Origin of the sequence: Pseudomonas sp. C8002 (genome assembly GCF_013385765.1) — a bacterium.
Classification (GTDB): domain Bacteria; phylum Pseudomonadota; class Gammaproteobacteria; order Pseudomonadales; family Pseudomonadaceae; genus Aquipseudomonas.
Window position 1 is genome coordinate 296,571 of the sequence record NZ_JACAPJ010000002.1, and the last position, 13,505, is coordinate 310,075.

Below are 13,505 nucleotides of genomic sequence, written 5' to 3' on the forward strand. Positions count from 1 at the left end.
TTTCGGTTACGAAATGCGCAGGTGATTCAGGCAACGCTAAGAGTTATATTAATGTGCCGTCATATGAACGTTATGGAGAGTCGTGATGGGTTGGAAAGGGACTGTACGTTCGCTGCAAGCGTCTGCGCGGCGATCGGAACGAAACGCTCATCGCCGTCAGCGCGAACTTGAAAAGCGACAGAAAGAGTACGCAAAGATGGAAGCGCTGGAGCAAGCAGCGTATGAATGTGAGGTTTACGAAAATCACGTAGACATCCTCCTTTCGATGCACAAGGAATGTGCCGAGCCCGTAAAATGGAAGCGACTTCTCTCCAACCCTGAACCTGGACAGCCACTCAAAAGCAATACTCTCGAGCAAGAAGCTACGCATGCGGCCGCTACATATCACCCCAATTTCTGGGCTCGGCTCTTCAAGCTAGAGGCTCGTCAGCGTATAGCCCTGGTAGGCAAGATTGGCGCCGCGAAGGCGGAAGACGAAAGGCGATATCAGGCTCAGCTTGATGGATGGAAAACTGCCCATACCGAGTGGGCAGAGGAGAGGGACATTGCTATCCGTATCCTTGATGGTGATCGTCAGGCCAAGCTAGATGCCATCGAAGCTTTCGAGTCGTTTGCAGAAATATCACACCTCGGCTCAGCTATTCAGATGATTGTTCATGAAGGTGGTGTCCTCGAAGCCAAAGTCGCTATCCATGGCTCCGACGTGATTCCTGCCGAAATCAAATCTCTACTCAAAAGCGGCAAGTTGTCGACCAAAGCTATGCCAGTTGGTCGGTTCAACGAACTCCATCAGGACTACGTGTGCAGCTGCGCGCTGCGAGTAGGTCGAGAGTTGTTGGCAATCCTGCCGGATGACCTGGTCATCGTCACCGCTCTTGACAATGTGCTCAACAGCTCGACAGGTCATATGGAGGAACAGCCAATTCTGAGTGTTGCGTTCTCTAGGTTAACTGTTGACGGACTTAACCTCGAAACCATTGATCCATCTGATGCTATGAGGAATTTTGTCCATAACATGAGTTTCAAGAAGGGCGCCGGATTTTCGGCCGTTCCTGCCCTTGATGCTCAGCGCTTCGCCGTAACCATCTAACGCCTAAGGCAATCCATACATAAGGACGCTCATGACCCCTCCATCTCAACCTGTCCGCAAGGTACTTCGAAAAAAAGTAGCTGCAGAATTCACCCCTTTCGACGTTGTTATCACCGCGATTAACTGCACAACAGACGGTGCCGATTTTGTGATCGGAGGTGCTAAGTTTCCGGACCGGAAAGAGACGTTGACTATTGGAACATCTGTTCTAGTCGACGCCGGTAGCGACGGTTATTTACAACTAAGGCTCATGGGCAGCAGTTACAGCGAAGCAGATGTTTTGCTTACTGGCGTGTCGATTCAGGCTCAATTGTTCGGTAGCATCGAAATCGAGAGTCAACAAACCTCGTTTACACCCCAAGATATAGCCAGGATTCAGCAGGGGTTTAAGCAGGTACTCGATGAGTTAAAGAGCAATGCCGATGTTAGCGCACAACAATTTGCGATACTGAAAAACCAACTGGATACGGCTGCACAGGCAGCTAACCGTCTTAGCCGAAAAGATTGGGTTATTTATTTTCTAGGTATCCTGGCGTCGGTCACCATTTCGGCTGGCTTCTCTTCAGATGCTGCGAAAGCGTTGATGCACGCGGTAGATCATTCGGTCGGGCAAGGGGCTGTGTTTGTCATTCGTCTTCTAGGCAAGATTTGAGTTAAATCGTCGACAGCGCCTAACGGGTTCTGTCGACGGTTGACGCAGAGGCCTCAATAGCGCATTTCCACCGCCACATAAGCCCCAATCCCATCCCCCGGATACAACGACGCCGTATCCTGCCCCTTCGCGTCATACAACGGCTGCACCGCCGTCACGTATTTCTGATTGGTCAGGTTCTTCAAATCCAGCGACACCTTCCAGTCCTTGCTCGGCGTTTCATACCCCACGTTCGCCCCGAAGATTGTGTAGGAGGGCGCATAGAAGCTGTTCGCATAGTCCACCGCCGTACGCGAAGCCGATTGCACATTCACCCCGGTATAGAAGCCCGCCGGGTGCTGATACTGCACTTCGCCCTGATAGATATGCTTCGGAATCCCCGGCAGTTGGTTGTCGCCGAAGGTCGGGTCGTGCCGGTAGTAGAAGTCGTTATAGGTGTACACCTGGCGCAGGGTGATTTTTTCACCCGAGGTGTTTTCCCACAGGCGTGTATTCAAGCCGGCCTCGATCCCTTGGTGGATCGTCGGCGTGGCGTTGAATGCACCGGTGACCGCAGCAGCCGTGGAGGTGGCCGGGATGATCTGTACGTTGAGCAATTCATTTTTCACCCACGAGCGGTAGAGCGCCAGGCTGCCGTCGAAGATGCCCGACGAACCCTTGATCCCGACTTCCACGGTATTGGCTTTCTGTTCCACCAGCGGCCGTACGTACGGCGTGGTCGGCCCGGAGCCGGAGTATTCCCAGGACGCCGGTGGGTCGACGGAGCGGCTGACGTTGGCAAACACTTGCAGTTGTGGGTTGAACTCGTAACGCACGCCCACTCGCGGTGCCAGGCTCCAGTTGTCGTAGGTCACATCGCTCGGGTAGGTGGTGGTGTTGGCCACCAGGGCTTCCTTGACGTCGGCATGGCGGCGCACGTTGATCGCCGAGACGCCACTGGTCAGCCACAGGCCGTCTACCAGTTCCAGGTCGTTGCCCACGGAGAGCACGTGATCGAACGAGGAGCTGTAGTCGACGAACTTGCGCGTCTGTTTGTTGGCGAAGGTGGAGTCGACCTGGCCCTTGAGGTGCTCGGTGGAGGTGAAGGCCAGGCTGGAGCGGCTTTCGTGGCCGAACAGGGTGTCGCGGCGGTCGTAGTTGATCACCGCGCTCAGGTCATGCCAGTCCCAGTAGCTGGGGTTGCTCGGGCTGTTCGGGCTGTTGTTGTGGGCGTACTGGTAGTAGACGAAACCCACCGACAGGGTGGCGTCGTCCTCAAAGGTGTAGGTGGTCTTGCTGCCCAGCCATACGCTGCCGGGGCGACGGCTGCCGGCGCCGCTGCTTTCGGCGGTGGCACTGGCGCGGTCGGAGTGGTGCTTGACCGCATCCAGGGTGGTGGCGCTCGGGTCGTTGTGGAACTCGTCGCGGTAACGCAGCATCACCCGGGTTTCGAGTTGCGGGCTGAAGCGGTAGCCAAAGTTGGCCACCACGCCCTGGCTCTTCGACAGGCTGTAGTCGCGGTAGCCGTCGCTGCGGTAGTTGTCGGCATTCAGGTAGTAATCGAACGCACCCTCGACGCCGCCGACGCTCAGGCTTTGCTTGTTGTAGCCGTAGCTCCCGGTTTCCGCCCGCACCCGCAGCCCGGGTGCGGTGTAACCGGTCTGGTTGACGAAGTTGATGGCGCCGCCAAGGCTCAGTGCGCCGTACTGGAAGGCGTTGGCACCCCGCAGGATCTCGGTGTAGTTCACCCCCGAGCCGTTGAGGAATTCGTAGGGTGTGCCGCCCGGGCCGGTGATCGGCAGGCCGTCGAACAGGAACTTGATGCCCTCACGGAAATACCCCGGCGAGGTGTTGGCGCCCGAGCCACGAATGGAGATCTTGGCCGCGTCGTTGCCGCCGGTGGACTGCACGAACACGCCCGGCTGATAGGCGAGGGTGTCCTGCAAGGTGGCGGTGCGTCCCTTGGCCACCTGTTCGCTGTCGACCACGCTGGTGCCGCCTGGCACTTCGGACAGCTGACTTTTGGCTGCCTCAACGGGCGTGATTTTTTGTGCCTCTACTGTCACCGTCTTTAGCCGTGTTCCGGTCGTCGGTGTGACCTCATCATCTGCCTGCACACTGGCGGAAAAAACCAGGGCTGAGCCCAGCCCCACCATCGCCAGCCAAGTTGCTTGCCGCACGGCAAGTGTCAACTTTTGCAACTCTCCCCGAAAGATTGGATCCATTAAGCGTGTTCCTTGTGAATAGATAAAAGAGTCCCAGCTTTCTATTCGAATAGTCATGCCTGTTTCGCTCTGAGCAGTTTCTATGCCAAGACTATTGGCCAAGGATTACGGGCGCTTAGTTCAGGTTAAGTGTTCTGCGGGATACTTTGTTTTGAATCGGTGTTTGATTCTCAACAGTCAACTTTAATGGATGGGATTACTGCAGCTGTCGCGAACGCAACAGTTGATAAGCAGTGTGTAAGGCTACCAACAATTCCGGGGTGTATAACGGGTATAACCATATAAGTGTTTGGCAGTGTTCGCCCCGTTTTACAAGGGTTTTGCGCCGGTTTCGTGGTCAATATGGCGTTTCTTGAAGACTGGCATGCTCACTGCATTACATCCCGTAATTGCAAACTTTCAGTGTTCATCGAGTTCCTCTAAGGAAGTGTCATTGACAACCATCCTGAAACTTTCGGCGGTTATTTCACTGTGCCTGGCAGTCAATGCCTGCTCACCGGCTGCGGCACCGAAACATGAAACGTCTGCGGCTGATGGCACGGTCACCAACGGTGTAGTGACTTATTCGGCGACGGACTTTCATGAGTCGTCACCGGGGCGCAGTGGCGGAACTTTGCGCGTCTCAGCCGCCTCCGACGCCGGCAGTTTCGATGTTCACGCACTCTCTAACGGCAACATCCAGTGGATGGGCCGGATTCTCTTCGATTGCCTGGTGTACCAGGACGAGCAGGGCAATATCAGCCCGTGGCTGGCCCGCTCCTGGGACATCTCCGACGACGGCAAGACCTACACCTTTCACCTGCGCGACGACGTGACCTTCAGCGATGGCGAGAAATTCAATGCCCAGGCGCTGCAAACCAACCTGGAACACATGCGCGACCCGGCGACCAAGTCCCCACTGGCCGCGGCCTATATCGCGCCGTACCTGGATGGCAAGGTCATCGACGACTACACCTTCGAAGCCCATTTGCGCGAACCCTATACGCCTTTCCTGGATGTGCTGGCGCAGTCCTGGCTGAGCATGATCTCCCCCAGGCAGATTCGCGAGGCGCCGAAGACCATCGCCGAGCACCCCATCGGCAGCGGGCCGTTTACGTTGCAGAGCTACACCCGTGACCAGGGCGCGGTGTTCATCAAGCGCCCCGGCTATAACTGGGCGCCACCGGTGACGCGCCACGCGGGCGAGGCCTACCTGGACCGTATCGAACTGAGCTACGTCCCCGAAGCCATGATCCGCTTCACGGCGCTAGAGTCCGGCCAGTCGGATTTCGCGCTTGATGCACCGGCCCAGAATGCCGCCGCCATCCGCGCCAACCCCGACCTGGTGATGCGCAGCCGGATTCGCAAGGGCAACCCGAGCCGCAGCATGACCTTCAACGTCGAGCAGCCACCGTTCGACGATGTACGGGTGCGTCGCGCAGTGGCCAAGGCCATTGACCGCGAAGGGTTGGCGTGGATTTCCGGCTTCGGCGAATACATCGCCAAGGCGGATTTCCTGGCGGCCAACACCCGGTTTTATCAACCCAACAACGACGCCCTGGCCTACGACGTGAAAGCCGCCAATGCGCTGCTGGACGAGGCCGGCTGGACCGGGCGCGATGCCCAGGGCTATCGAACCAAGGACGGGCAGCGCCTGAATGCAACGATGCTGTCCTATGACAACCCGGCGTTTCCCGCCAGCGTTTCGGTGGCCATCCAGGCCGACCTGAAAAAAGTCGGCTTCGAGATGCCCATCGAAATGCTGCCGCTGACCCGCGTGACCGAGAAACGCTACGCCGGGAAGTTCCAGGCGCTGGCGGGCGGTTACTGGCACACCAACACACCCGATGGCCTGTTCGTGCTCTATCACAGCCAGGCCATCAGCACCGACAAGATCATCGGCCAGAACGTCGGGCGCTTCCGTGATGCCGAACTGGATCGCGTGCTCAGCGCCGCCCGCCAATCCCGCGACCCGGTGCAATTGCAGGCGCTCTATGGCGAGGCGCAAAAGCGCCTGACCGAAACCGTCCCGGCGGTGCCTTCGGTGGAAAGCCAGGTGCTCACCGCGTATGGCCGGCAGGTCCAGGGGGTGATTTTCGATACCTCCCACAACGTACCGTTCTTCACCAGCATCTGGCTGGACCGGGGGCAACCATGAGCCTGTTCAAATCCATCGCCTGGCGCCTGCTGGCGGGCATTGGCGTGCTGTGGGGCGCGGCGACGCTGACGTTCCTCGCGGTCAATTTCAGCGGCGGTGACACGGCGCTGGCAATCCTCGGCGGGCCGGATTCGATGCCCACCCCGGAGCTGCTGGCCCGAGTGCGTGCCGAGTACGGCCTGGACCAACCCCTCATCGTGCAATACGGCAATTACCTGGTGCGCCTGGCCCATGGCGACCTGGGCGAGTCCTATCGCTTGCGCATCCCGGTGCAGCAAGCGATTGCCGAGCAGATCGGCGCAACCATTCAACTGTCCCTGAGCGCGGCATTGCTGGCGGTGGTATTGGCCCTGGTGTGCGCGATCCTCACCGCCAACCGTTCGCGTTGGGTGCGTTCAGCCGTTTCAGGCAGCGAGCTGGTGCTGTCTTCAGCACCTTCGTTTGTGATCGGGATGCTGTTGTTGCTGGTGTTTTCGTTTCATTGGCACTGGTTGCCGCCCTCCGGTTCCGTTGGCTGGCGCTCATTGATCCTGCCCTCGATCGCGCTGGCGTTGCCGGTGGCGGCAGTGCTGACCCAGCTGCTGCGCCAGTCCCTGGAAGACACCCTCGAACAACCCTTTATTGCCATGGCCCGTGCCCGTGGCTTGTCCGAAACCGCTGTGCGCCTGCGTCATGCCTTGCGCCATGCGCTGGTGCCGTTGGTGACCCTGGCCGGGTTCGTGTTCGCCAGCCTGCTGGGCGGCGCGGTGGTGGTGGAATTGCTGTTTGCACGCCAGGGCATCGGGCGCTTGATGCTCGATGCCACCAGCAACAAAGACGTGCCGGTGGTGCTGGGCGTGACCTTGCTGGCCGCCACCGTCTATGTGCTGGTGAACCTGGCCGTCGATTTGATCAACCGCTGGATTGACCCTCGGGCCAACCAAGCGTGAGTGCCTTTGAAGAAGGAAAAACCATGAGTGCTTCGATCCCCGCTGAAGTGAGTTATGCCGACTTGCACCAGCGTTTCGCTGACGTATTTGCCCGGATAGCCGACACCGCCGTCGCCCGCGAGCAGCAACGCGAGCTGGCCCATGACGCGGTGGCTTGGCTGCGCGAGGCCGGCTTTGGCGCACTGCGTGTGCCGCAGGCCTTGGGCGGCCTGGGTGCAAGCCTGCCGCAGCTGTTTCGCCTGTTGATTGAGCTGGGAGAGGCCGATTCAAACCTGCCGCAGATTGTGCGCGCGCATTTCGGGTTTGTTGAAGGCCGGCTTTCCAGCCGTGACAGCGAGTCCCAAAATTACTGGTTCGCCAAAGTCGTCGACGGCGAGTTGTGGGGCGCCGCCATGGCCGAGCGCACCGACACCACCCGCAACTCGGTGACCCTCAGCGCAGTCGACTCCGGCTGGCAGCTGGACGGCGAGAAGTACTACTGCACCGGCACGCTGTACGCCAACTGGATCGCGGCCGTGGCCCTGGATGGCGAAGATTTTGTCAGCCTGGCGGTACGCACCGACGCGCCGGGTGTCACCGTCGAAGATGACTGGGACGGCTTTGGCCAGCGACTCACCGGCAGCGGCACTACCCGCTTCAAGGCGGTGAACGTACCGGAGCAGCACATTGTGCGGCGCTTCAAGAAAGACGAACTGCGCGCCGAGTCCTACCTGAGCGCTTTCTACCAGTTGTTCCACCTGGCGACCCTGGCCGGCATCGCCAACGCCGTGCTGCGTGACGCCACCGAATTCGTCAAGGGCCGCACCCGCGCGTTTGGTGTGCCGGGGCAATCGAGCCCCAAGGATGACCCGCTGGTGCAGCGGGTGATTGGCCGCTTGTCGAGCCTGGCCTATGCCGCACGCACCCAGGTGCTGGCCGTCGCCGAGGTGCTGCAGGACGTGCACGAAGCGGAGCAGGGCGGGCACGCAACCGAACAGCATTACACCGAGGCCGAGATTCGCGCTTTTCAGGCGCAACAGATCGTGCTGGAACAGGTACTGGAAGCCACCACGCTGCTGTTCGAAGTCGGCGGCGCCTCCGCCACCAGCGAGTCGCGTCGCTTCGACCGGCATTGGCGCAACGCGCGCACCCTGGCCTCCCACAACCCGGCGATCTTTCGCGAACGGGCACTGGGCAACTACTACCTCAATGACGTCACCCCGAACGCCGCCTGGCGCAGCCTGCAAGCCGCCGATGTCGAGCAGCAAGCCGCTCGCGACGAAGCGAGTGCGGTATGAGCCATCAACCCTTGAAGAAAAAAGGATCACCCATGCGTTACCGCCAACTGGGCAACAGCGACATCCAAGTCAGCGTGCTGGGCCTCGGCACCATGACCTGGGGCCACCAGAACACCGAAAACGATGCCCATCAACAGATCGACCTGGCACTGGCCGAAGGTATCAATTTCATCGACACCGCCGAGATGTACCCCACGCCGACCAAGGCTGAAACCTGGCGCACCACCGAGCGCTACATCGGCAGCTGGCTGGCGGCCAGTGGTCGACGTGACGAGGTGATCCTGGCGAGCAAAATCGCCGGCCCGGCCCGTGACCCCAGCAGCCAGCAGCACATCCGCGACGGCCTCAGCCGCCACGACCGGCGCAACATTGTCGAAGCCCTGGACGGCAGCCTCAAACGCCTGAACACCGACTACCTCGACCTTTACCAACTGCACTGGCCCGACCGCACCACCAACATCTTCGGCCAGCGCGAATACCCGTATCAGGCAGACACCCAGAGCGTCGCCATCGAGGAAACCCTGGCGGTGCTGGCCGATCAGGTCAAGGCCGGCAAGGTGCGCCACATCGGGGTTTCCAATGAAACCCCGTGGGGCGTCGCCGAGTTTCTCAAGCAAAGCGAACGCCTCGGCCTGCCGCGCATTGCCAGTGTGCAAAACCCCTACAGCCTGCTTAACCGCCTGTACGAAGGCGGCCTCTCGGAGTTCACCCATCGCGAAGGCGTCGGGCTGCTGGCGTACTCGCCTCTGGCCTTCGGTGCACTCACCGGCAAGTACCTCGGCGGCGCACGGCCCGAGGGCTCGCGGCTGTCGGCGGTGTACCGCACTTTCAATCGCTACGACAGTGCCTCGGCCCAGGAGGCCATCACCGGCTACGTGGAGATTGCCCGGCAACATGGCCTCACCCCGGCCCAACTGGCCCTGGCCTTCATCATCGACAAACCCTTCGTCACCAGCGCACTGACCGGGCAAACCAGCCTGGCGCAATTGCGCGACAACCTCGGCGCGCTGGACGTGACTCTTGGCGATGAGATCAAGGCGCAGATCCAGGCCATCCACCAGCGCATTCCCAACCCCGCGCCCTAGCACCAGGAGCCTGGCATGACGCAAACCATTGAAACGTTGATCGGCAATCGCCCGTTGCGTCTTGTCGGGTTTACCCAACTGCGGCCGGGTCTGTTGCTCGCCGGGGTATTTGTCGGGCTGTTGCTGTTGGCCGCCGTTGTTCCGCAATGGCTGGCCCCGTATGACCCGCTGGAGGCGTCGGCGCGCATGGCGTTCCAGGCGCCGAGCAATGTGCATTGGCTGGGCACTGATGAGAACGGGCGCGATGTGCTCAGCCGATTGATTTATGGCGTGCGTTCGTCGCTGTTCATGGGCCTCGCCGCCACTGCGCTGGGACTGGCCTGGGGCACCTTGCTCGGCTTGATCGCAGGCCTTGGGCCGCGCTGGCTGGACGGCGCCTTGATGCGCGGGATCGACGTGTTGCTGTCGTTTCCCGACCTGTTGCTGGCGCTGGTGATCATCACGTTTTTCGGCCAGGGCACGGCCAATCTGATTCTCGCGATAGGCATTGCCGGTGTGCCGCGTTATGCGCGCCTGGTGCGGGCGCAAACCCTCAGCGTACGCAATGCCGGCTACGTCGAATCCGCCGTCACCCTCGGCCAATCGCAGCTGGCGGTGGTGCTGCGGCACATCCTGCCGAATGCGTTCAAGCCCGTGTTGATCCTCGCCACCATCGGCATCGGCGGCGCGATCACTGCCGGTGCCGCCTTGAGTTTCCTCGGCTTCGGCGCACCGCCGCCTGCGCCGGAGTGGGGCGGGATGATGTCCATCGGGCGCAGCTTCCTGGCCAATGCGCCGTGGCTGGTGGCCTGGCCCGCCCTGATCATCACCCTGACCGTTGTTTCCATCAGTGCCATCGGCCGCGAACTCTTGCGCCGCAGCGAAGGAAAGCCTCTATGACGATGAACATTCATACCCTCGGCCCGTTGGTCGATATCCGCGACCTCACAGTACGTTTCGGCCAGGCCGAGCCGGTGTTGCACGGTGTCAGTCTGCAGTTGAACCGGGGCGAATGCCTGGCGCTGGTGGGGGAGTCGGGGTCCGGCAAAAGCGTCACCGCCCGCACCCTGGCTGGCCTCACCGGCAAGGACGCCCATGTCCAGGCTGCCAAGCTGGCCTTCCAGGGCGTCGACCTGCGCCAGCTCAACGAGCGGGCCTGGCAGCAACTGCGCGGCGCGAGCATCGGCTTTGTGATGCAGGACGCGTTGGGCGCGCTGGACCCGCTGCGCCGCGTCGGTGCCGAGATCGAAGAACCGTTGCACCTGCACACCGCATTGGGCCTGGAAGCGCGCCGCCTGCGGGTGCTGGAACTGCTGCGGGATGTCGGTGTGCCGGAACCGGAACTGCGCGCCAGCCAATACCCCTGGCAACTTTCCGGCGGCTTGCGCCAGCGGGCGCTGATCGCCTCGGCGATTGCCTGCAATCCGCGGCTGATCATTGCCGATGAACCCACCACGGCACTGGATGCCACGGTGCAGGCCCAGGTCATCGCCCTGCTGGAGAGCCTGCGCGGTGAAGACAATGCACTGCTGATGGTCAGCCACGACCTGTCGGTGGTCTCGCGCCTGGCCGATCGCGTGGCCGTGATGCGCCACGGGGTGATCGTGGAGGAGGGCAGCACCGAACAGGTCCTGCAAGACCCGCGTCATCCGTATACCCAACTGCTGCTGCGGGCCGCCAAGGCCGTGCACTTCCAGCCCACACGCCGACTGCTCACGGCGGTGGAGCCCGAGCCGGCGCCCCAGGGCGAAATACTGCTTGAAGCACGCGATCTGTCCAAAACCTTTGTCGGCCCCGACGGCAAAACCCGCACGGTGCTGAACCAGGTGTCGCTACAGCTGCGTCGCGGCGAGACGCTGGGGGTGGTGGGCGAATCGGGTTGCGGCAAGACCACCTTGACCCGGCTGATACTCGGCCTGGAAACCGCCGATGCCGGCGAGGTGTGGATCAATGGCCAGCGCTGGTCCGACCTCGACGCCAGGCAAAAACGCGAAGCCCGGCGTGCGGTGCAAGTGGTGTTCCAGGACCCGCTCAGCTCCTTCGACCCACGCTACACCGTGCAGCGTGTGCTGTTCGAAGCGCTGGTGGTGGCTGGCGTACCGCGTCATGCCCGGCGCGACCGTGCCCTGGAACTGCTGGAACTGGTACGCCTTGATGCCAGCGCCTTGTCGCGCCGGCCGATCGAACTTTCCGGTGGCCAGCGCCAGCGCATCGCGATTGCCCGAGCGTTGGCGTCCGAGCCGCAGATCCTGATCTGCGATGAACCGGTGTCGGCGCTCGACGTGTCGGTACAGGCACAGATTCTCGAACTGCTCGACGACCTTAAGCGCCGCCTCGGCCTGGCCTGCCTGTTCATTTCCCATGACCTCGGCGTGATCAACCACGTCAGTGAGCGCGTGCTGGTGATGAAGGCCGGTGAAGTGGTGGAGTCCGGCTCGGTACGCGCGGTGTTCGACCGTCCGGCCCATGCCTATACCCGCGCGCTGATCGATGCGATCCCGACCCTTGAAACCGACTACACGCCGATCCCGTTCTACCTGAATGTAGCGATCTGACGTATTGGAAAACGTATCTACGAAAGGAGTGCTCCTGGTGCCCAAGCAACTGCACGTGAATTTGTTTGAGATGAACTGCGTCAGCCACATCGTCCATGGTTTGTGGGTGCACCCGGACAACAACCGGCACCGTTTCAATGACCTGGACTATTGGACCGAGCTGGCGCAGTTGCTGGAATACGGCACCTTTGACGGCGTGTTCCTGGCCGATGTGATTGGCACCTATGACCGCTTTCGCGACGGCCCCGAGACCTCGCTGCGTGAGGGCATGCAGATTCCCAGCAACGACCCGCTGCTGGTGATTCCGGCGATGGCCGGGGTGACCAAGAACCTGGGTTTCGGCGCGACCTTTTCCACCACCTACGAACCGCCGTTCGCCTTTGCGCGGCGCATGAGTACCCTCGATCACCTGACCAAGGGGCGGGTGGGCTGGAACATCGTCACCTCGTATTTGCCGAATGCGGCGCGCAACTTCGGGCATGACACTGAGGTGGTTCACGATCACCGCTACGAGATCGCCGATGAATACCTCGACGTGCTGTACAAGCTTTGGGAAGGTTCCTGGGACGATGACGCGGTGATTGTCGACCGTGAGCGTCGGATCTACACCGATCCGGACAAGGTGCGCTATATCAACCACGTGGGGGAACACTTCAGGGTTGCCGGCCCACACTTGTGCCAGCCTTCGCGGCAGCGTACGCCGGTGTTGTTTCAGGCTACGGGGTCACCGGCCGGGATCGAGTTTGCCGGGCGGCATGCCGAAGTGGTGTTTACCGGTGGTAATGATGCGCCGGCGGTGCGGGCGAATATCCAGGCGATGCGGCAGAAGGCGGTTGAGCATGATCGCGATCCGGCGGGGTTGAAGTTTATTGTGATGGCGGGGGTGATCGTTGGACGGACGGATGAGGAGGTGAGTGCCAAGCTCGACAGTTATCGCAAGTTGGTGAGTGTCGAGGCGTCGCTGGCTCACGGGCAGTCGGCGATTGATTTGACGGCGTATCCGCGGGATACGTTGATCAGTGATCTGGTGAGTCGGCAGGTCAAGGGGTGGGAGAGTTTGAGCCGGTACAAGGCGGACTCCACTGTTGGGGCGGTATTGGCGCAGTTGGGTGGGTTTAATCGCGAGCGGTTTTTTGTCGCGGGTACGCCGACGGTGGTGGCGGACGCGATTGAGAAATGGCTGGATGAGGATGGGATCGACGGGATTAACCTGAGGCAGTATTTGTCGTTTGAGACGGCGCGGGACTTTATTGAATTGGTGGTGCCGGAGTTGCGTCGTCGGGGGCGGTTTCGTGAGCGGTACAACGAGGGGGAGACGTTGCGGGAGCGGTTGTTTGGGGCTGGGCGGGCGCGGTTGCCGGGGGACCACTTTGGGGCGCGTTATCGGGATCCGGCGGCGTTGCTGAAGCCGGCGTTGCCATTGCGGTTTCCGGCGTGAGGTTTGTGTACATATCCGTTGCTGCGGTAACGGCGGCTTATGGTTCCGCTCTTACAGCGGGTCACTTTTGGCAAACGCCCCAAAAGTAACCAAAAGGTCTTTGCCCCACCACTCGGTGCCTCGCCTAGGCTCGGCATGCCCGCACTCCGGCCCGGTTCC

10 protein-coding genes are annotated in these 13,505 nt (G+C 61.0%); 9 read left to right on the top strand and 1 reads right to left on the bottom strand.

Annotated features, from left to right (window positions below; all coding sequences use genetic code 11):
* The first annotated feature begins 196 nt into the window (after window positions 1-196).
* Window positions 197-1,090: a hypothetical protein gene (locus HX814_RS03235; protein ID WP_256344009.1), complete on the top strand. Its 894-nt coding sequence runs from the start codon at window positions 197-199 to the stop codon at window positions 1,088-1,090.
* Window positions 1,091-1,121: 31 nt separating this feature from the next.
* The gene (locus HX814_RS03240; RefSeq protein ID WP_177009395.1) at window positions 1,122-1,742 is read left to right on the top strand and encodes a hypothetical protein; all 621 of its coding nucleotides are present in this window, start codon (window positions 1,122-1,124) and stop codon (window positions 1,740-1,742) included.
* A gap of 53 nt (window positions 1,743-1,795) precedes the next feature.
* On the opposite strand, the gene HX814_RS03245 is transcribed toward HX814_RS03240, so the two are convergent.
* The gene (locus HX814_RS03245) at window positions 1,796-3,946 is read right to left on the bottom strand and encodes a TonB-dependent receptor (RefSeq protein ID WP_177009396.1); all 2,151 of its coding nucleotides are present in this window, start codon (window positions 3,944-3,946) and stop codon (window positions 1,796-1,798) included.
* 433 nt (window positions 3,947-4,379) lie between these two features.
* On the opposite strand from HX814_RS03245, the gene HX814_RS03250 reads away from it, so the two are divergent.
* Genes HX814_RS03250 through HX814_RS03280 form a run of 7 tightly spaced genes read left to right on the top strand, consistent with a single transcriptional unit; the run spans window position 4,380 to window position 13,346 of the window.
* Window positions 4,380-6,083, top strand: coding sequence for an ABC transporter substrate-binding protein (locus tag HX814_RS03250; RefSeq protein ID WP_023659006.1), 1,704 nt, complete (start codon window positions 4,380-4,382; stop codon window positions 6,081-6,083).
* On the top strand, window positions 6,080-7,012 hold the full coding sequence (locus tag HX814_RS03255) for an ABC transporter permease (RefSeq protein WP_008431773.1): 933 nt from the start codon (window positions 6,080-6,082) through the stop codon (window positions 7,010-7,012). The genes HX814_RS03250 and HX814_RS03255 overlap by 4 nt, the downstream gene beginning before the upstream one ends.
* A gap of 23 nt (window positions 7,013-7,035) precedes the next feature.
* Window positions 7,036-8,289: an acyl-CoA dehydrogenase family protein gene (locus HX814_RS03260; protein WP_177009397.1), complete on the top strand. Its 1,254-nt coding sequence runs from the start codon at window positions 7,036-7,038 to the stop codon at window positions 8,287-8,289.
* A gap of 32 nt (window positions 8,290-8,321) precedes the next feature.
* Window positions 8,322-9,374 carry an NADP(H)-dependent aldo-keto reductase gene (locus HX814_RS03265; RefSeq protein WP_087694258.1) on the top strand — a complete coding sequence of 351 codons (1,053 nt, stop codon included), beginning with the start codon at window positions 8,322-8,324 and terminating at the stop codon, window positions 9,372-9,374.
* Between the two features lie 15 nt (window positions 9,375-9,389).
* A complete protein-coding gene (locus HX814_RS03270) occupies window positions 9,390-10,253 on the top strand; it encodes an ABC transporter permease (protein WP_003219920.1) in 864 nt (287 codons plus the stop codon).
* Complete coding sequence (locus HX814_RS03275; protein ID WP_177009398.1) at window positions 10,250-11,908, top strand: ABC transporter ATP-binding protein; 1,659 nt, start codon at window positions 10,250-10,252, stop codon at window positions 11,906-11,908. The genes HX814_RS03270 and HX814_RS03275 overlap by 4 nt, the downstream gene beginning before the upstream one ends.
* Window positions 11,909-11,945: 37 nt before the next feature.
* On the top strand, window positions 11,946-13,346 hold the full coding sequence (locus HX814_RS03280; protein ID WP_177009399.1) for an LLM class flavin-dependent oxidoreductase: 1,401 nt from the start codon (window positions 11,946-11,948) through the stop codon (window positions 13,344-13,346).
* Window positions 13,347-13,505 lie beyond the last annotated feature (159 nt).

Bases quoted from the DNA above. Each gene is read 5' to 3' on its own strand.
- HX814_RS03235 (WP_256344009.1), top strand. From the start codon at position 197: ATGGAAGCGCTGGAGCAAGCAGCGTATGAATGTGAGGTTTACGAAAAT.
- HX814_RS03255 (WP_008431773.1), top strand. From the start codon at position 6,080: ATGAGCCTGTTCAAATCCATCGCCTGGCGCCTGCTGGCGGGCATTGGC.
- HX814_RS03260 (WP_177009397.1), top strand. From the start codon at position 7,036: ATGAGTGCTTCGATCCCCGCTGAAGTGAGTTATGCCGACTTGCACCAG.
- HX814_RS03270 (WP_003219920.1), top strand. From the start codon at position 9,390: ATGACGCAAACCATTGAAACGTTGATCGGCAATCGCCCGTTGCGTCTT.
- HX814_RS03240 (WP_177009395.1), top strand. From the start codon at position 1,122: ATGACCCCTCCATCTCAACCTGTCCGCAAGGTACTTCGAAAAAAAGTA.
- HX814_RS03245 (WP_177009396.1), bottom strand. From the start codon at position 3,946: ATGGATCCAATCTTTCGGGGAGAGTTGCAAAAGTTGACACTTGCCGTG.
- HX814_RS03265 (WP_087694258.1), top strand. From the start codon at position 8,322: ATGCGTTACCGCCAACTGGGCAACAGCGACATCCAAGTCAGCGTGCTG.
- HX814_RS03275 (WP_177009398.1), top strand. From the start codon at position 10,250: ATGACGATGAACATTCATACCCTCGGCCCGTTGGTCGATATCCGCGAC.